This is a genomic window from Donghicola tyrosinivorans (genome assembly GCF_003003355.1).
GTDB classification, from domain to species: Bacteria; Pseudomonadota; Alphaproteobacteria; order Rhodobacterales; family Rhodobacteraceae; genus Donghicola; species Donghicola tyrosinivorans.
In genome coordinates, this window is the sequence record NZ_PVTQ01000010.1 from 85,101 (window position 1) to 101,902 (window position 16,802).

Here is a 16,802-nt window from a genome sequence, read left to right on the forward strand (position 1 = left end):
GGACCAAGGCCAACTTCCTAGGACATTTCATGAGCGCCCTTCTCTCAGCCCTCTATAACCCGCGCGATGTGGTCGCGCAGGCCAAAATCCTTGCGCCCGGTGCGGGCTTTGTCATGGTTCTGGCGATGGCAGCCCAGTTCCTGTCGAACCATTACGGCGCGCCGGTGATGCTGATGGCGATCCTGCTTGGCATCCCGTTCCACTTTCTGTCCGAGCATGAAAACATCGGCCCCGGTGTCGGTTTCGCCGCCAAGGGGATGCTGCGGATCGGGGTGGCGCTGCTGGGGCTGCGGGTCTCGGTTGATATGGTGCGGCAGATCGGCTGGGGGTTCGTGCTGGTGATCGGGGTCTGCGTGGCGATGACCATTCTGGCCTCGGTCCTGTTGTCGCGGTTTGTGGGCAAGGATCGCGCCTTCGGGTTTCTGACCGGCGGGTCGGTGGCGATTTGCGGAGCGTCTGCGGCGATGGCGATCTCGTCGATCCTGCCGGACCGCGACACGGCCGAGCGTGATCTATCCTTCACCGTGATCTCTGTCACGGCCTTCTCGACCCTTGCGATGATCGTCTACCCGATCATCGCCGAAGGGCTGGGGCTGGATGTGCATATGACTGGCCTGTTCCTTGGCGGGACAATCCATGACGTGGCCCAAGTGGTGGGTGCGGGCTATTCCGTGTCCGAGGAAACCGGCGATGTGGCCACCGTGGTCAAGCTGATCCGCGTCACGATGCTGGCGCCAGTGGTGCTGATCGGTGCGCTGGTGATGCGCCGTCAGGTAGCCTCATCAGGCAAGCGCCCGCCCTTGCTGCCCGGCTTTGTGGCGGCCTTTCTGGTGCTGGCAGCGTTGAACTCGTTCCATTTGGTGCCCCAGATGGTGACCGAGGTCACATCCACCCTGTCCCGCGCCTTGCTGGTCACAGCGGTGGCGGCGGTGGGCATGAAAACCTCGATCGCGAAGTTGGCAGATGTGGGCGGCACGGCCATCGCGATGATCGCCGTGCAGACTGTCGCATTGGCCGCGATGGTGCTGGTGCCGCTGCTGTACGGGCTAGTCTAGGTCAGGCAAGGGCATGTCCAGCAGGACCGAGGACAGGCATTTCCCGTGGGCATCCAATGCCAGTGATCGGGTCACGCCCCCCGCCAAAGCCCCGCGAATAACGAAATTCATCGCCCCCAGTTGCGGCAGGACATAGCGCGTCACGGCCCCAACCGGTTGACCCAGATGGGCAGCGACGCGGGCTGTGGTCACCGCCTGAAGCAGGCGGTCGAAATCCTGCGCCCGATAGGCGATGACCGAGATATTGGAGGTATCGCCCTTATCGCCGGTGCGGCCGTGGGCAAGGTCATGCAGCTTCATCGGCACTCTCCAACAGGTTGGCGCGGGTGGGTACAAAGCCCGCAGGCATCAGGGTCGAGGCGATGGCGATGATCTCTTTCACCGTCTTGGTCACCCCGCCGCCCGCAGCGGGACCGCAGAGGTAAAGGGCCTCGACCTCTTGGGCGACACGCTCGGCGGTGGCTTTGTCGGCGCAGCGGGTGGCATAGCGCAGACGCACATCGCTGTCGGTGCCGATGACCTGTGACAGCCTTTGGCTGATCTGGGGCTGGGTCAGGCGCTGGTCCAGAATTTGCGCGGCCAGATCGGCGCGGGCGCGGGCATTTGCGCCTGCATAGGAAATCTGCCCCTCGCCAAGCCATCCGTCGCGATAGGCGACCGAGACCTTGAGCCGCCCCGTGGGCGCACGCCCGTCAGCGCCTTTGACCGCCACGCGGTCCGGCCCCACCTGCGTCAGCGTCACCCCCGAGAAGTCAGCGATCACATCCGGTTGCAGGTAGGCGGCGGGATCGTGGATTTCATAGAGCAACTGCTCGGTGCAGGTGGCGGGGCTGACAAGCCCGCCGGTCCCGTCCAGTTTGGTGATCACGGCGTTGCCGTCCTCGGACACCTCGGCCAGCGGAAAGCCGATGTTGGCCAGATCGGGCACATCCTTAACGCCCGGATCGGCGAAATACCCGCCAGTGACTTGGGCCGAGCATTCCAGCAGGTGCCCCACCAGCGTACCCCGCCCGAGGCGGGTGAAATCGTCCAAGGACCAGCCAAAGTGATGCACCATCGGCGCCAGAAACAGCGCCGGATCAGAGGCGCGGCCACAGATGACGATATCGGCCCCTTGGTCCAACGCCGCGATGATCCCTTTGACCCCGATATAGGCGTTGGCGGACACCAGCCGCGTGCCCAAGGCCTCTGCCAATCCACCCGTTTCATCCAGCGCATAGCCCGCGATCCGGTCCGACACATCGTCGCCGGTCACTGCCGCGACGCGCAGGGATAACCCCAGTTCCGCGACAATGGTTTGGGCGAGTTTCGCCGCCGCAAGGGGGTTGGCTGCGCCCATATTGGTGATGATCTTGGTGCCATTCTGGGCGCAACCGGGCAGGCAGGCCCGCAGGCGTGCCTCAAGCAGCGGATCATAGCCCGTAGCGGGATCGGCCAGTTTGGCCTGTTGGGCCAGCGCGATGGTCCGCTCGGCCAGACATTCAAAGACCAGCACATCCAGCCCGCCCCGTTCAGCCAGATCCTGCGCGGGATCGATCCGGTCCCCTTGGAACCCTGCGCCACATCCGATGCGGAAGGTCATGCCAGCGCTCCTTTTCCTTGTTTGCCGAATTTGGTCGCGCCAAAGAACAGGGCCAGTGCCAGAACGGGGGTGACGGGGTTCGGCCAGAGGGCCAGACCGATCACCACCAGCAGGATCGCGATGTCCAGCGCACGGGTGCCGGTCAGCGACACGCCAACCAGCAACGCAGGCACAGCCATCACAAGGGCGATGCCGCCCAAGATCGCCTCGGCAATGGCCAGAGGTCCGCCTTGCAACAGCATGCCGGGGTAAAGGACCAGCAGGAAGGGCACCAGATAGGTCACCGCGCCAAGGCGCACCGCTTGGCCCGCGGCAGGTAGCCAGTTGGTGTTGGCAATCCCTGATCCCACAAAGACCGCGACGCAGACCGGTGGCGTGATGACCGAAATGGTGGCGAAGTAGAAGACAAACAGATGCGCGGCCAGCGGATCGACGCCCACAGCGGTCATGGCAGGGGCCAGCACAGCGGCCACCAGCACATAGGCAGCAGTGGTGGGCAGACCCATACCCATGATCAGGCAAACCAGACCCACAATCAACGCCACCAGCGGCACGCTATCCCCGGCCAGCGAGACGATCAGCGAAGACAAAGTCACCCCGATCCCCGTCAGGTTGATCATCGACACAAGGATTTGCGCCCCTGCCAGCAGCACCCCGATGATGACCAGCCCTTTGCCCGCATCCTCAAGCCCGTCGATGATCTTGCCGATCATCTGGCGCGGGGACAGGCGGTTCCATTCGGTGGCCACAAAGGCGATCAGCAGGCCGACCACTCCGTAAAAAGCAGCCGTCGCGATCGAGCGTCCCATCCAGATGCCGATCCCCAGCCCGCCAAGGGCGCATAGGATCGGGGCCACGCGGCGGGGCGCAAGGATGGTGTTCCATGCGGGCAGTTCCTCGGACGGGACCACGGCCAGCCCGCGTTTTACGGCCACATAATGCACTGTCACAAAGACCGAGGCATAGAACAGGACCGCAGGAACAATCGCGCCCAGAATGATGGTGGTGTAGGGAACGCCCAAAATCTCGGCCATGACAAAGGCGGCGGCGCCCATGATCGGTGGCGCGATCTGCCCGCCGGTCGAGGCCACGGCCTCAACCGCGGCGGCGAAGGGGCGGGGATAGCCAAGGCGGATCATCATGGGGATGGTAAAGTTGCCGGTGGTCGCCACATTCGCCACAGCCGAGCCGGAAATCATCCCGAACAGCCCGCTGGCGATGGTGGCAATCTTGGCCGCGCCTCCCGGTTGGCGGCCCCCAAGACGCATGGCCAGATCCATAAACGCCTGCCCGCCGCCCGAATGCAGCAGCAACGCACCGAACAGGACAAATGCCGCGATGACGGTGGCGGCAACGCCGGTCAGCATGCCCCAGATGCCCAGATCGCCTAGGAAAATCGTCTCGGTCACGAAGGCGGCGTCAAAGCCGCGATGGCGCAGGGCACCGGGTAGCAGGTCTCCGAAAAGGGCGTAGGCGATGCCTGCTAGCACCAGCACCGGAAAGATCAGCCCCACGGTGCGCCGTCCCAACTCCAATACGGCCATGACCAGTCCCACGGTCAGGGCTTTGTCCAGTGTCGTTGCCCACGGCAGCGAGGTCATGATTTCATCGTAGTTCACGATGATATAGCCGCCCGCCGCCAGCGTGGCGGCGCAGAGCGCAAGGTCAATTGCCATGCCCACCGGACGCCAGCTTTTGCCAGCCCCCAGTGGATAAAGCGCGAACCCCAGAGCGGTCACAAGCATCAGGAACAGCGCCCGCTGGATCAGCCCCTCGAACGGGCCGGTGGCGGCGGTGTAGAAGACAAAGGCGCCGACAAGGATCGCCAACCCCTTCTGAACGGTCTGGAAGTTCGCAAAACGCATTTTACTGCGCCTTCAGTTTGGCAGGCACGTCCATGCCTTGCTCTTCAAACCAGCGCAGAGCGCCGGGGTGCAGGGGCACGGTGCCATAATCCAGCGTCATCTGGGCCAGATCGGCACCCTTCAGGCTGGCCATCGCGTTGGCCTGTGCGCTGTCATCGGCCATGATCGCCGCGACGATCTTGTAGGCGGTGTCATCGTCCATGCTGGCAGGAGCCGCAACGCCGACGCCAAAGGCCCAGGTGCTGTAGGCAGGAATACCTTCTGCCGCGCCGGCGGGGATATCGACGACCGAGATATCAGGCATCTTGGCCCGCAGGGTGTCAGCCTGTTCGGGCGACAGACCCAGAACGGCAATCTCTGTGGAGACGGCGATATCCATGGTCGAGCCGTCCAGCTTTTGACCCGAACCCGATTTCACATAGCCCGCAACGCGGTTGTCCTTGATCGCGCCGACAATATCCGTGGTCGAGCCGCGCACGTAGTCCGCCGACAGGCCAAGGGTGTTGAAGACCGCCTCGGTGGTGGCTTCGGTCGAGCCGCCCTTGATGCCGGGGTTAAAGCGCTCGCCCGCCAGCCCTGCAAGGCTGTCCACGCCCGCATCGGCGCGGACGATCACGTTCTGAGGTGCGTTGGTGTAGACCCACAGCAGGCGCAGGTCTTGCGCGTTGCCGTCAAAGGCGTTGGTGCCAGCGACCGCGTGCTGCACGGCATTGGTGGTGACCAGACCCAGATCCACCTGACCGCGGGCCATGCGGCGGATGTTGTCCATGGTCGCGCCGGTCTCTACGACCGATGCCTTCAGCCCTTCGGCGTTTTCATTGATCAGCTGTCCGACGGCGACGAAATAGCCGTAGTGGCTGGACGAGGCCGAGGTCGAGCCGATCAGCAGATCCTTGTCCTGAGCGGCCAGCGGCGACGCCAGCAGGGTCGCGCCCATGAGCGCGGCGAAAGTATGTTTCATAATGTCCTCCCTTGGTGCCTCTAATGGGCAGGGGTATCTTGCGCGGGCTTGTCTGTTGCGGAAATAGACAAGTTCGGCATAATTGATGCATGAAACGCAATAATATCTCTTTGGCCGATTACCAAGCGGTGCTGATGCTGCAGCGCACGGGCGGGTTTCGCACCGCCGCCGAGGCCCTGCGCCTGTCGCCATCGGCCCTGTCGCGGCAGGTTTCCGCATTGGAAGAGCGGCTGGGGACGCGGCTGTTTGACCGCGACACCCGCAATGTGGTGCTGACCACCAGCGGTGCGGTGCTGGCCCGTATCGCCGAGCGGATGGTGAACACCGCCGAAGATGCTCAGTCAGAATTCGACGCCCATCTGTCCGCGCGACACGGGCAGTTGACGATCGCGGGTCTGCCCTCGGTTACGGCGGCGCTCTTGCCGCGCATCTTGCGGAGGTTCACCAGCGAATATCCGCAGATCGATTTGAAGATTGTCGATGCCCTGTCTGAAAGCGTGATCGAGGTGGTGGAATCGGGCCGCGCGGACATTGGCTTTACGGCTGGAACGGGGATCACGCGGTCGCGCTTGGCGTTCCAGCCGGTGACCGAGGATGTGTTTCTGGCCATCGGCGCGCCGGACGGGCCCTTGGCCGAGGATCGCGCCTATACATGGGCGGAACTGGTCGAGATGCCGTTTATCGCCATGGCGCAGGGCACCTCGGTCCGCGAATTGCTGGACAGCGCCTGCCTGCGGTTGGGCCGGCCCCTGTCGCCCCGTTTCGAGGTCGCCCATCTTGCCACCGCAGGGGCTTTTGTTGCCTCGGGGCTCGGGATTACGGCACTGCCGGAACTGACTTTGGCGGTGCTGCCAACAGAGCGTCTGATCCGGCGCGAGATCAAGGACTTTGGTATTCGTCGCCGGATCGGACTGGTGCGCCAGCCCGGTCGCACCATGTCCCCTGCCGCCCGCGCCTTCATGGCGGTTTTCACCCGCGAGATGGGATCGGGTGATCTGAAAGAGTGAGGTTTCGCTTGTGGCTGGCCTTCGCGGGGCTCTGCCCCGCACCCCGTGGTATTTTTGCCCAGATGAAGGCAGCGGGTTTTGGTCTTTGGGCTTGGGGGAAAAGAAAAAGGCGACACACAAGGGAGGAGGAGATGTGTGCCGCCTGAATTTTCAAGACACCGTCAGGGAGGAGGAGAGACGCTGTCTACCTCTTGAACCTAGCGGTTGGAGCCGATTCAGACAAAGGAAATTTCTGCAACGCAGCAATGCACGTGCGGCATAACTAATGGATGCTTGAATTTTGGGCAAATTGCTAGGTCAGATGGTGGCGGTGCAGGAAATCGAGGATAGTGGCTGCGATTTTTTCGGCGACGTCGGGATCAAGGTGGAAGTGGTGATCGCCCGCCATGTCCAAGGCCTCATATCGGGACATGAGTTCTGCGGCGCGGCTGGCGAGTTCTGCGCTGCCGGTGCCGCGCTGTTTCAGGCCATCAGTCGCCCAGAGGTTCAGGACGGGGCAAGTGATGCTGGCGAGCACGGTTTCCGCCTGTTGCTGGCTGAGTTTGACGGCTGAACTGGCGAACATGCGGGCATCGCCGCGCAGGCGGTAGCCGCGCGGGGTTTGGTGCAGGGCGCGAGGGGCCAGAGCGGTTGAGGTGGCATGGCTGTTCCCCCGTGCGCTGCGGCGGGCGACATAGTCTGCGCGGCTGGGAAAGTGGCGCAGGGGCCGGTTGGTGGCGGCGCGGGTGTCTTCGACGAAGGCGCGCAGGGTCTCGACGATGGATTTTCCCGAGGGTTCGGAGATCAGTGAGTCCAGTGCCACCAGTGCTGTGACCCGATGGGGTTGTGCGGCGGTGAAGAGGCTGGCGATGTTCGCGCCGCGGGAATGGCCCATCAGGACGCAGTTCGTCCAGCGCATTTGGTCCAGAATTCCGGCGATCTGGGGCAGGTCATCCCAGATGTTATAGGTGGCGTGGGCGGCGCGGTGGCTGCTGAGGCCTTGTCCCGAGAGGTCCAGTGCCACAACGTGGCAGCCTGTCAGGCGCGGGGCCAGTTCGGCAAAGCTGTCGGCGTGGTCCATCCAGCCGTGCAGGGCAAGGATCCGCAGGCCGCCGGTCTCGCCCCATTCCAGTCCTTCATAGACCAGCCCGTCCACATGCCAGCGGCAAGCGCGCCCTTTTTGGTTTTGCATTTCCTGACCTTCGATCATTGGCCCCATCAGACCTCAGGCATAGCAGAGCCTTTGCCGCAAGTTCACCGAAAATCGCGTGATTTGTGGCTGGTGCGCGGGTCAGGTGCAAGCGAAGTGGCGCGGTCACTTGTGCCTTTGACGCGCTGCGATTTCTGCTAGGGTGCGAATCCAGCCGGCGCGACCAGCGCCAGATGCCGAAGCCATGGCCCTTCGCGGCCCTAGCCCAAGTCGGCACGCCCGAATTATTTGCCACAAGAGCCGCGTGTCATGACCGAAGATCTTCTACCTACCCTTGCCGCCTATGAAGAGGCCGCCCGCGCGGCCCTGTCCCCGCGTCTTGCCGCCTATTTTCTGGCCGGTGCGGGGGCCGAGACGACTTTGGCGGCCAATCAAGAGGCGTTCGGGCAGGTCTCGGTCATTCCGCGTCATCTGCGGGATTTGCGCGGGGGTACGGCGCAGGCGCGGGTTGGTAATTTGCGTCTTAGCCATCCGTTGATCGTCGCGCCTTTTGCCTACCAGACCCTGCTGACCCCAGAGGGCGAGATTGCCACCGCCAAGGCCGCAGCGGCGCAAGGTGCGTTGATGACCCTCAGCGCACAATCGGCCACTTTGATGGAGGATGTCCGCGCCAATGGCCCCAGCTGTCTGTGGTTCCAGCTATATTGGCAAACCACGCGCGAGGCGACCTTGGCCCTGTGCCAGCGGGCCGCTTGGGCGGGGTTTCAGGCGCTGGTTCTGACCATTGATGCGCCCGTGAACGGTGTCCGCGATGCGGAGATCGAGAGCGGCTTTGCCCTGCCAAACGGCGCACGGGCGGTGAACCTGACCGACCAGCCGCAGCCGAATTTTGCGCCTTTGGGCGAAGGGGAAAGCGCCATTTTTGACCGGATCGCCCATATCGTCCCTATTTGGAAGGATATCGAGTGGCTGTTGGACAATGCGCCCTTGCCGATCTACCTGAAAGGCATCCTGCACCCTGATGACGCAGCACTGGCGATGAAGGCAGGGGCCGCTGGGGTGATTGTCTCGAACCACGGCGGGCGGGTGCTGGATTGCGCGATTGCCAGCTTACGCGCCTTGCCCGCCATCCGTCAGGCGGTTGGTCCCAACGCGATGGTCTTGATGGACGGCGGTATCCGGCGCGGGGTGGATATCTTCAAGGCTATCGCCTTGGGGGCCGATGCGGTGATGGTTGGGCGGCCCGTCATCCACGGGCTGGCTGTGGCTGGGGCAGCAGGCGCGGCCCATGTGCTGCGCCTTTTGCAAGATGAATTCGAGATTGCCATGATGCTGGCGGGATGCCGGACGTTGGCCGACATCTCGCCAGAATGTGTTCACTTGAACTGGTAGTTCAGCGGCACCATCAAGGTAAAGCTGTCCCCTTGCAGGTGATGGGGCGGAGTGGGCAGCTTGCCCACATCGGCCAGCACCTTCAGCGCGGCATTGTCCAGCACCGTATGGCCGCTGCTTTCCGCCACTTCTTGCGACAGCACATTGCCATACCGGTCGATGGCAAAGCGAACGCGGACGGTGCCGGTGATCTTCTGCTTTCGCGCCTCGTTGGGGTACTTGCGCGCCTTGCCGATGCGCAGCACCACGTCTTTTTGCCAGTCCATAATCTCGGCGGTGGCCTTGGCCGATAGACCTTCGGACTTGGCCTGTGCCTTTTCCGCCACCTCCGGCGCATCTACGCCCGACATCGATCCGGCCGAGGCATCGCGGGCCTCGGACCCGACCTGACTTTCGGCCAAGATTTGCTCTTCGTCGAATTCGGTCGCGGTCTCATGGGCGATCTCTTCGGTGTCTGCTGCAGGTTCGGGACTGGCGACGCCGAATTTCAGCTCATCATCCTCAACCTCATAGGGCACCTGATTCAGGATCGGCTCATCAGCGGCTTTGGCGGGGTCCACGGCCTCGGCGCTCTCGGTCACCGTGGGCGCGTCCTCGACTGCGGCCACTGCGGCGGCATCCTCGCCCGCGTTTTCCGGCGCGGCGATGATGTCCGAGAGGTCAAAGAACATCGCCCCCTTAATAGATGCCTCTTGGGTCTGGACCACAGGCGGCGTTGCTTCCACTTGCGAGAATACCGCCGCAGCGGCCCCCACATGCAGACCAACGCCAGCGACAATCGCCCCGAACCATAGCAGCGGGGCAGGGCGGGAAACGGGATCAGCCAGTGACATGATTACTCTGCCTTAGCAGGGATTGCGCCTGCTGCTTCGGCTGCCTCGGGTCCGGCGCTGGCAGGGTCCAGCCCCACAAGGCCAACCTTCAGATAGCCGTCAGAGGTGAGCTTGTTCATCACCTTGATCAACTCACCATAAGGGACCGAGGCATCGGCGCGGATGTAAAGCCGCGTGTCGCGCTTCAGCATGGTGGCAATGCCCACCTCCATGACCAGATCATCCAGAGTGATGCCGATCTCACCGACCGACAGGCTCAGATCCTCTTGGATGGTGATGAACACCGGATCAGAGGGACGCGTGGGCGGTTCGGCCACGGCCACGGGCAGCTCGACAGGGATATCCACGGTGGACAGAGGCGCTGCCACCATGAAGATGATCAGCAGCACCAGCATCACGTCGATGAACGGCGTGATGTTGATGTCGTGGTTCTCGGCCAGATCGTCCGTATCGGAAAGACGCGCACCCATGGGTTATTCCGCCGCCAGAACAGCGTTTGCGGGCAGATCGTCCGCCTGCGGCGCAGGACGGCGGGCGTCCAGATCACGGCTAAGGGTCCGTTCCACCAAGGCGCTGGCATCCCCAAGCATCACTTTATAACCGCCAAGGCTGCGGGTGATAACGTTGTAGAAGATCACAGCAGGGATCGCCGCGACCAAACCGATTGCGGTGGCCAGCAGCGCCTCGGCGATACCGGGGGCTACAACGGCCAGATTGGTGGTCTGGCTTTCCGCGATCGAGATAAAGCTGTTCATGATGCCCCAAACCGTGCCGAACAGACCCACAAACGGCGCGGTCGCGCCGACGTTGGCCAGAACGCTGGTGCCGCTGGACATGCGGCGGGCGCTGCCAGCCTCGATCCGCATCAGCACAGAGGATGCCCGCTCTTTGATGCCGGCGGCGCTGCTTGCGGCCACATCATGGGACAGGGATTTTTCACGGCGGGCAGCATCCGCCATCCGGCCCAGAACGCCGGTCAGACGCGGGGCGGCGGTAAAGCCTGCGGCACGGTCAAGGCGGCGATAGTTGGTCCGTAGCGACACGTGCGCCAGTGCCAGAGCCGCCATCTTTCCCAGAAAGATCACCCATGTGACCACAGAGGCAAAAGCCAGCGACAGCATCACGGCCTTCACCACCCAGTCGGCGGCCATGAACATGCCCACGGGGGACATGTGATCCTGCGCGCCTTCTTCCAGCCAGGTCAGCAGATCGAAATACACAGGCTTGGCCCATGCAGGCAGGGCTTGGGGATCAAATAGCGCCAGTTCGGCTGCAAAGCTGCGGGTGGCGAAGAGGGTGGCCAACACAGCGGCCACAAAGAAAATGCGTTTCATATCAGGTGTCTACCCAGATGCGGATCATGTTGTGATAAATGCCGGTCAGCTTGACGACCTCGGGGTCATCCGCGCCATGGCGCTCGGCCAGCGATTGAATGGTCTGGTCCAGATCGAACAGCACGCGGCGATGCTCGTCCGAGCGGACCATGCTTTGCAGCCAGAAGAACGAGGACACCCGCGCCCCGCGTGTCACAGGGCGCACTTCGTGTAGGCTGGTCGAGGGGTACAGCACCATGTCGCCTGCGGGCAGCTTGACCTCTTTGGTGCCGTAATAGTCCTCGATGTACAGCTCGCCGCCGTCGTATTCGTCGGGCTCGCTGAAAAACAGGGTCATGGACAGATCCGTGCGCAGACGCTCTTGGGTCAGGGGGTTCACACGGATGGCGTTGTCCACATGCAGGCCAAATGTCTCGCCGCTGGCATAGCGGTTGAACATGGGCGGCAGGATTTTGTTCGGAAGGGCGGCCGAGACAAACAGCGGCGTCTGCCCCAGCTTTTGCAGGATGAACTGGCCGATCTTCTGGGCCACGTCGCCGGTCGGCTCTAGCTGTTGGTTGTTCTTTACCTGTGCCGATTGGGCGCCAGCGGTGGTTTTGCCGTCCAGCCAGTCGGCCGCATCCAGCAGCCCGCGGCAATGGGCGACCTCTGCCTTGGTTAGCACGTTTGGAATGGTGATCAGCATGGGCTGGCCTTTCAGAAGGGGGAAACGGGGGCGGGCCACCCTTTGAAAAGGGCAGCCCACCTGAGGGAAATCCGTCGAGGGATCAGAAGCGGAAGTCGACCGCCACCGAGAACTCGCGACCCGGAGCCACATAGGTGAACGGATCACCCGAGCGGTACGCGGTGTCGTAGTAGACAACATCGGTCAGGTTGGTGACGCCGAAACGCACCTCTGCCGCGTCGGTGATGTCGTAAGACCCAACCAGATCCCACGTCCATGCTTCGGGCAGTTCCTTGCCGTTGGGCACGGTGCCGCCAAGGTCTTTTTCCCCTTGGAAGTTGGCGCGCAGACCCAGCATCAGACCATCGGTGATGTCGTAGGTGCCAAGCAGGTTGAACTGCGCGTGTGCGATGTTGGCCAGATTGCGACCCACATTCGTGTCGTCATCGCTTTCCAGCACTTCGCTGCGCATCCATGTGGCACCGCCGAAGAGGCCAACTTTCTCGCCCACACGGCCTGCGACACCCAGTTCAAGACCTTCGATCTTATACTTCAGCGTGTCGCTGGTCACCGCAGAACCACGGGGGCCGATGTCCTCACGCGCGTTGTCGCGGGTGGTCTGGAACAGGGCCGCGGTCAGCAGCAGATCGTCGTTGAACTGGTACTTTGCACCCAGTTCCAGCGAGAGCGACTGCTCAGGCTTCAGGTCCTGACCGCTTTCGTCCAGACCGCCGTAAAAGCCGCCGCCCGAGGCGATCTCGGACCCCATCGGCGTGGTCGAGGTTGCCGCCGCACCGTAGAAGCTGAGGTTTTCCGCAGGTTTGAAGACCACACCCGCGTTCCAGTTCCACATGGTGTCGGTGCGCTCATACTTGGTGGCCGAGGTACCGCTGCCGCTTTCGCGGGTGATCTCGTATTCGTCCACACGCAGACCGCCGTTGACCTGCCACTGGGTGTTCAGTTCAACCGTGTCCATGATGTAGGCCGAACGGGTGCGCACGCCGGTGGTGGTCCCGTCCGAGGCACGTTCGGGGTCCTGACCGGTCCAGCAGCCCGCCGCTTCTTGGTCGGGGTTGGTGGCCGAAACCGCACAGCCACGAATGCCAGTGGGGGCCTGATAGTCTTCGGAGGTCAGGTTGTCATAGCCGAACTTGCGCACGTCTTCCTGACTGAAGGTCAGACCAAAGGCCAAGGTGTGCTTGCGCCCTGCAATGAACTGCTCGCCGCCCAGTTCAAGGGTGTTCGAAAGCACATCGGTCTCTTGATAGACCGACTTGTTCGACACGGCGACCAGCCAGTCATCGGGATCGGTCGAGCCGTTGGTGGTGATGCCGCTGGGAACCGAAGCCATATAATCCAGAACCGAGCTGGATTTGCGCAGGGTGTTGGTCAGGCTCATGCCGTTGTCGAATTCGTACTTCGCGCGGGCAGTACCGACCGACTGGGTGGTTTTCTGGAAATCGCGGTCCGCAAGGCCGTACCATGTATCACGATCCACACCCAATGAGGTCACAGGACCACGGGTTCCGATGTAGGGCACGCCCCAGTCGGGTTTGCCTTCAAGCTCGGTGTAGCTGTAGTCGAACTCCAGCGTCAGCTGATCGGTCGCCTTATAGCGGGTGGCCAGTGCGACACCCAGACGGTCATCTTCTACACCGTCACGACCCGCGACTTCGCCGTCCTGCCACATACCGTTCAGACGGTAGGCAAAGCGGTCATTCACAACGCGGTTCACGTCAGCGGTGGCGCGTTTGGTGCCTGCGCTGGTCATTTCGGTCGTGACCTTGTTGAAGTCCACGTCCTGCGGCTTTTTCGAGACCACATCCAGTGCGCCGCCTGCGGTGCCACGACCGCCTACGGTGCTGGCGGGGCCTTTGACGATCTCGACCTGCTCGGTCGCGAAGGTCTCGTGGACCGAGATGCCCGGATCACGCACGCCATCCAGATAGATGTCGTTGTTGGCCTTGAAGCCACGGATATAGAGGTTGTCGCCGTAGCTGTTGCCGCCCTCACCGAAACCAAGCGAGATACCGGGCGTGCTGCGAGCAATCTCACGGACGCCGGTGGTGTCCAGCACTTCTTTGGTGATCGCGGTCACCGTGCGGGGGGTGTCCAGAATCTGGCCGGGCAGTTTGCTGTTCGAAAGGGTGTCCGCTTTGAATGGCGCGTCAGGGTCCGCAAAGGGGTTGGTGCCTGCGCTGGCCAGCGCCTCGGCGCGGGCGGCGGCAGCGGCTTCTGCAGCGGCTTGGGCTTCGGCGGCCTCTTGTGCGGCACAGACGGGGGTGCCCGCCAGTTCCGGCGTACAGGTCTGCGGTGCTGCGGGCGCTGCGGCACGGCGGGTGTTGGTGGTCCGGCGCGGCGTCGCAGGGGCAGCGGGGGCCTCTTCGGTGGTCTCTACGTTCACCGTGGGCAGAACGATTTCATTCTGGGCATAGGCGCTGCTGGCCCCTGCGGTGGCAAAGCAGGCCGCGGCCAGAGATGCGCCAAGCATGTCGCCGATGGTTGCCGATTTCCGCGATGTGGTGCGCGCGGGGACGGACAGGATATCCTCTTTCATGGTCGCTCACGTAACTACTTGTTATGCTGGCGTGCACATGAATTGGCTGGCTCTGGGCAGGGCTAATAGGTGAGTCTTTTACTCGTGTAAAGGAAATGTGATGGAAAATCATAGGATTCGACCGACGGGAAACCGAAGTGGCGTTTTTCGCGGTCTTTTCCTATGATTTTTGTCGGGTTGCCGCCATCACATGGGCCTGCTTGACTGCCAAGCGTAAGCCTGACGAAAGCTCTCATAGGCTTCGTCAAAGGCGGCGCGGGTCTCTGGGACCGGCAGGATTGGCGCGGACAGATGGGGCGGGGTCATCACGCTTTCTTCATCCCCTTGGCCAGTGGCCACCATTGCCAGACGGGCTGCGCCCAAGGCGGCGCCAAACTCGCTGGATTCGGGCAGGCGTAAGGGCGTGTCCAGAACCGTCGCGATCAGCCGCAGCCAATAAGGCGAGCGGGTGCCGCCACCGATGGCGATCAACTCGTCCAATGAGGCATGGGTGGCGCGCAGGGCCTCAAAGCTGTCGCGCAGGCCAAAGGCCACCCCTTCCAGAATGGCGCGGGTCATATCGGTCCGGCCCGTGCCCGACCCAAGGCCCGAGAACAGCCCCCGCGCGGTTGAATCGTTATGGGGCGTCCGCTCGCCTGATAGGTAAGGCAGGAACCGCACCGTGCCGGGGCGATGCAGATCGGGGCCAAGCTCGGCAGTCAGGTCGGCGGGTTTGCAGCCTGTGATCCGTGAGAACCAGTTGAGGCTTGCGGTCGCCGACAGCATCACCCCCATCTGGTACCAGCGCCCCGGCACCGCATGACAAAAGGTATGCACGGCAGTTTCAGGCGCAGGCGCGTAGCCGTCCCTTGCGGCCAGCAACACGCCCGATGTCCCGAGCGAGACAAATCCCTGCCCTTCGTTCAAGGCACCGATCCCGCAGGCCGCCGCCGCGTTATCGCCCGCGCCGCCCGCGACCGTCACGGTCTGCGACAGGCCCCAACGCTGTGCAAGGGCGGGGCGCAGGGTGCCTGCGGCCTCGGTCCCTTCGACAAGGCGGGGCATCTGGTCGCGGCGCATATGTCCCAGCGCCAGCAGATCATCGGACCAGCAACGTTGCCCCACATCCAGCCAAGAGGTGCCTGCGCTGTCGGACATATCGGCCACATGATCGCCCGTAAGATAGAGGTTCAGATAGGCGGCGGGCAGCAGCACCTTGGCGATGCGCTCAAATATTTCGGGCTCATGGGTGCGGACCCATTCCAGTTTCGGGGCGGTGAAGCCCGGAAAGACGATGTTGCCCGACAGGTCGCGAACCTTCTCGGTCCGGTCCAAAGCGGCGGCTTCGGCGTGTGACCGGCTGTCGTTCCACAGGATGCACGGACGCAGGACCGTGTCGCTGGCGTCCAGCAAGGTGGCCCCGTGCATCTGGCCTGCAACGCCGATCCCGCGTAGGTCCGCGAACTGCGGATAGGTGGCGCGCAATTCCTCCACAGCGGAATCCAGCGCGGCTATCCAGTCGGCGGGGTCCTGTTCTGACCAACCTGCGTGAGGATGAGACAGAGGATAGTCCCGCTCGGTCGCGCCGATGGGCTGGCCATCCGCATCCACCAGCAAGGCCCGCAGGCCAGAGGTTCCCAGATCCAAGCCCAGATAACTCATGGCTGTCTCACTCGTTCAACGTTGCTACAAGATACGGTCGAATTTGTCATACAAGTCAGCCCGTCATTCAAGCATTAAAGCGGTCAGGGTTTCGGGAATGGTCTGGCAGACGATGCCCGCCCCTTTCGACCGCAGCAGATCGCGGTGGCTGTCCCGCATGGGGGCCAGATGGCTGCCGCCGACAAAGCCGACCGCCCGCATGCCCGCAGCGCGCGCGCCTTGGACGCCGTGGGGCGAATCCTCCATCACCACGCAGGCGGCGGGGTCCACGCCCATCTCTTGGGCAGCAAAGAGGAACAGATCAGGCGCGGGTTTTCCTTGCGCCACCTGATCGGCGCTAAAGGCGGTGCCGGTGAAATAGGGGGCCAGTTTTGAGATCCGCAGGGTCTCATGCATCCGGCGGATGGAACCACCCGTAGCGATGGCCACCGGAATGCCCTTCGCCTTCAGGTCGTCCAGCATGGCCGCCGCCCCGTCAATCTGGCGCAGGTCGGTGGCGTATCGTGCAAAGAGGCGCGTTTCGACCCGATCCACGAAATCCTCGGCGCAGGCCTTGCCGGTTTGCTCGGCCACATGCTGGCAGATCACCTGCATCGAGACCCCTAAGAAGCGGTCCCGAATGTAATCATAGGTGACGTCTGTGACGCCCATATCCCTGATTTCTTCGGCAATCGCCCCGATCGAGAGGGGCTCGCTGTCCACAAGGCACCCGTCGAGGTCAAAGATTACGGCTTGGGGCATTGGCTTTCCTTTGGTGCTGCGGGGCGCGTATCTCAGCGCCC

The 16,802-nt window shown here is 63.0% G+C and carries 15 protein-coding genes; 3 read left to right on the plus strand and 12 right to left on the minus strand.

All coding sequences use genetic code 11. The features are described from left to right. Positions 1 to 29 precede the first annotated feature (29 nt). Positions 30 to 1,055 (plus strand): YeiH family protein, encoded by a 1,026-nt coding sequence (locus CLV74_RS14355; RefSeq protein WP_106266031.1) that lies wholly within the window; start codon positions 30 to 32, stop codon positions 1,053 to 1,055. Here CLV74_RS14355 and CLV74_RS14360 read toward each other — a convergent pair. From CLV74_RS14360 to CLV74_RS14375, 4 genes are read right to left on the minus strand one after another with little or no spacing between them, the layout of a single operon-like run. After that, positions 1,047 to 1,355 (minus strand): AtuA-related protein, encoded by a 309-nt coding sequence (locus CLV74_RS14360; protein ID WP_106266033.1) that lies wholly within the window; start codon positions 1,353 to 1,355, stop codon positions 1,047 to 1,049. The two genes, CLV74_RS14355 and CLV74_RS14360, sit on opposite strands and share 9 nt — an antisense overlap. Continuing rightward, positions 1,342 to 2,637 carry an acyclic terpene utilization AtuA family protein gene (locus CLV74_RS14365; RefSeq protein WP_106266035.1) on the minus strand — a complete coding sequence of 432 codons (1,296 nt, stop codon included), beginning with the start codon at positions 2,635 to 2,637 and terminating at the stop codon, positions 1,342 to 1,344. The genes CLV74_RS14360 and CLV74_RS14365 overlap by 14 nt, the downstream gene beginning before the upstream one ends. Next, entirely contained in the window at positions 2,634 to 4,502 is a 1,869-nt protein-coding gene (locus tag CLV74_RS14370) for a TRAP transporter permease (RefSeq protein WP_106266038.1), read from the minus strand. Before CLV74_RS14370 ends, CLV74_RS14365 begins: the two co-directional genes overlap by 4 nt. 1 nt (position 4,503) lies before the next feature. After that, positions 4,504 to 5,463: a TAXI family TRAP transporter solute-binding subunit gene (locus CLV74_RS14375; RefSeq protein WP_106266040.1), complete on the minus strand. Its 960-nt coding sequence runs from the start codon at positions 5,461 to 5,463 to the stop codon at positions 4,504 to 4,506. Between the two features lie 89 nt (positions 5,464 to 5,552). On the opposite strand from CLV74_RS14375, the gene CLV74_RS14380 reads away from it, so the two are divergent. Further along, positions 5,553 to 6,470, plus strand: coding sequence for a LysR family transcriptional regulator (locus CLV74_RS14380; RefSeq protein WP_106266043.1), 918 nt, complete (start codon positions 5,553 to 5,555; stop codon positions 6,468 to 6,470). A 292-nt stretch (positions 6,471 to 6,762) separates the two neighbouring features. Here the strand turns inward: CLV74_RS14380 and CLV74_RS14385 are convergent, their stop codons facing one another. Beyond that, positions 6,763 to 7,641 carry an alpha/beta fold hydrolase gene (locus tag CLV74_RS14385; protein ID WP_106266203.1) on the minus strand — a complete coding sequence of 293 codons (879 nt, stop codon included), beginning with the start codon at positions 7,639 to 7,641 and terminating at the stop codon, positions 6,763 to 6,765. Between the two features lie 267 nt (positions 7,642 to 7,908). On the opposite strand from CLV74_RS14385, the gene CLV74_RS14390 reads away from it, so the two are divergent. Next, positions 7,909 to 8,991: an alpha-hydroxy acid oxidase gene (locus CLV74_RS14390; protein WP_106266046.1), complete on the plus strand. Its 1,083-nt coding sequence runs from the start codon at positions 7,909 to 7,911 to the stop codon at positions 8,989 to 8,991. Here the strand turns inward: CLV74_RS14390 and CLV74_RS14395 are convergent. From CLV74_RS14395 to CLV74_RS14425, 7 genes are all read right to left on the minus strand, one after another. Next, on the minus strand, positions 8,976 to 9,824 hold the full coding sequence (locus CLV74_RS14395) for an energy transducer TonB (RefSeq protein WP_106266048.1): 849 nt from the start codon (positions 9,822 to 9,824) through the stop codon (positions 8,976 to 8,978). The genes CLV74_RS14390 and CLV74_RS14395 overlap by 16 nt on opposite strands. A gap of 2 nt (positions 9,825 to 9,826) precedes the next feature. Next, positions 9,827 to 10,294 carry a TonB system transport protein ExbD gene (gene exbD / locus CLV74_RS14400; protein ID WP_106266051.1) on the minus strand — a complete coding sequence of 156 codons (468 nt, stop codon included), beginning with the start codon at positions 10,292 to 10,294 and terminating at the stop codon, positions 9,827 to 9,829. 3 nt (positions 10,295 to 10,297) lie between these two features. Continuing rightward, entirely contained in the window at positions 10,298 to 11,158 is an 861-nt protein-coding gene (gene exbB / locus CLV74_RS14405; RefSeq protein ID WP_106266054.1) for a tonB-system energizer ExbB, read from the minus strand. 1 nt (position 11,159) lies between these two features. Next, positions 11,160 to 11,843, minus strand: a complete 684-nt coding sequence (locus CLV74_RS14410) for a Fe2+-dependent dioxygenase (RefSeq protein WP_106266056.1) — start codon at positions 11,841 to 11,843, stop codon at positions 11,160 to 11,162. Positions 11,844 to 11,925: 82 nt separating this feature from the next. Then, positions 11,926 to 14,379, minus strand: a complete 2,454-nt coding sequence (locus tag CLV74_RS14415; RefSeq protein WP_245888558.1) for a TonB-dependent receptor — start codon at positions 14,377 to 14,379, stop codon at positions 11,926 to 11,928. 186 nt (positions 14,380 to 14,565) lie between these two features. Beyond that, positions 14,566 to 16,020, minus strand: a complete 1,455-nt coding sequence (xylB, locus tag CLV74_RS14420; protein WP_106266058.1) for a xylulokinase — start codon at positions 16,018 to 16,020, stop codon at positions 14,566 to 14,568. 63 nt (positions 16,021 to 16,083) lie between these two features. Beyond that, on the minus strand, positions 16,084 to 16,761 hold the full coding sequence (locus CLV74_RS14425; RefSeq protein WP_106266061.1) for an HAD family hydrolase: 678 nt from the start codon (positions 16,759 to 16,761) through the stop codon (positions 16,084 to 16,086). Positions 16,762 to 16,802: the final 41 nt, after the last annotated feature.

What these genes read in the sequence shown, in the direction of transcription:
- CLV74_RS14380 (WP_106266043.1), top strand. Translation starts at nt 5,553, where the DNA reads ATGAAACGCAATAATATCTCTTTGGCCGATTACCAAGCGGTGCTGATG.
- CLV74_RS14395 (WP_106266048.1), bottom strand. Translation starts at nt 9,824, where the DNA reads ATGTCACTGGCTGATCCCGTTTCCCGCCCTGCCCCGCTGCTATGGTTC.
- CLV74_RS14415 (WP_245888558.1), bottom strand. Translation starts at nt 14,379, where the DNA reads ATGAAAGAGGATATCCTGTCCGTCCCCGCGCGCACCACATCGCGGAAA.
- xylB (WP_106266058.1), bottom strand. Translation starts at nt 16,020, where the DNA reads ATGAGTTATCTGGGCTTGGATCTGGGAACCTCTGGCCTGCGGGCCTTG.
- CLV74_RS14360 (WP_106266033.1), bottom strand. Translation starts at nt 1,355, where the DNA reads ATGAAGCTGCATGACCTTGCCCACGGCCGCACCGGCGATAAGGGCGAT.
- CLV74_RS14385 (WP_106266203.1), bottom strand. Translation starts at nt 7,641, where the DNA reads ATGCAAAACCAAAAAGGGCGCGCTTGCCGCTGGCATGTGGACGGGCTG.
- exbB (WP_106266054.1), bottom strand. Translation starts at nt 11,158, where the DNA reads ATGAAACGCATTTTCTTTGTGGCCGCTGTGTTGGCCACCCTCTTCGCC.
- CLV74_RS14425 (WP_106266061.1), bottom strand. Translation starts at nt 16,761, where the DNA reads ATGCCCCAAGCCGTAATCTTTGACCTCGACGGGTGCCTTGTGGACAGC.
- CLV74_RS14370 (WP_106266038.1), bottom strand. Translation starts at nt 4,502, where the DNA reads ATGCGTTTTGCGAACTTCCAGACCGTTCAGAAGGGGTTGGCGATCCTT.
- CLV74_RS14355 (WP_106266031.1), top strand. Translation starts at nt 30, where the DNA reads ATGAGCGCCCTTCTCTCAGCCCTCTATAACCCGCGCGATGTGGTCGCG.
- CLV74_RS14375 (WP_106266040.1), bottom strand. Translation starts at nt 5,463, where the DNA reads ATGAAACATACTTTCGCCGCGCTCATGGGCGCGACCCTGCTGGCGTCG.
- CLV74_RS14410 (WP_106266056.1), bottom strand. Translation starts at nt 11,843, where the DNA reads ATGCTGATCACCATTCCAAACGTGCTAACCAAGGCAGAGGTCGCCCAT.
- exbD (WP_106266051.1), bottom strand. Translation starts at nt 10,294, where the DNA reads ATGGGTGCGCGTCTTTCCGATACGGACGATCTGGCCGAGAACCACGAC.
- CLV74_RS14390 (WP_106266046.1), top strand. Translation starts at nt 7,909, where the DNA reads ATGACCGAAGATCTTCTACCTACCCTTGCCGCCTATGAAGAGGCCGCC.
- CLV74_RS14365 (WP_106266035.1), bottom strand. Translation starts at nt 2,637, where the DNA reads ATGACCTTCCGCATCGGATGTGGCGCAGGGTTCCAAGGGGACCGGATC.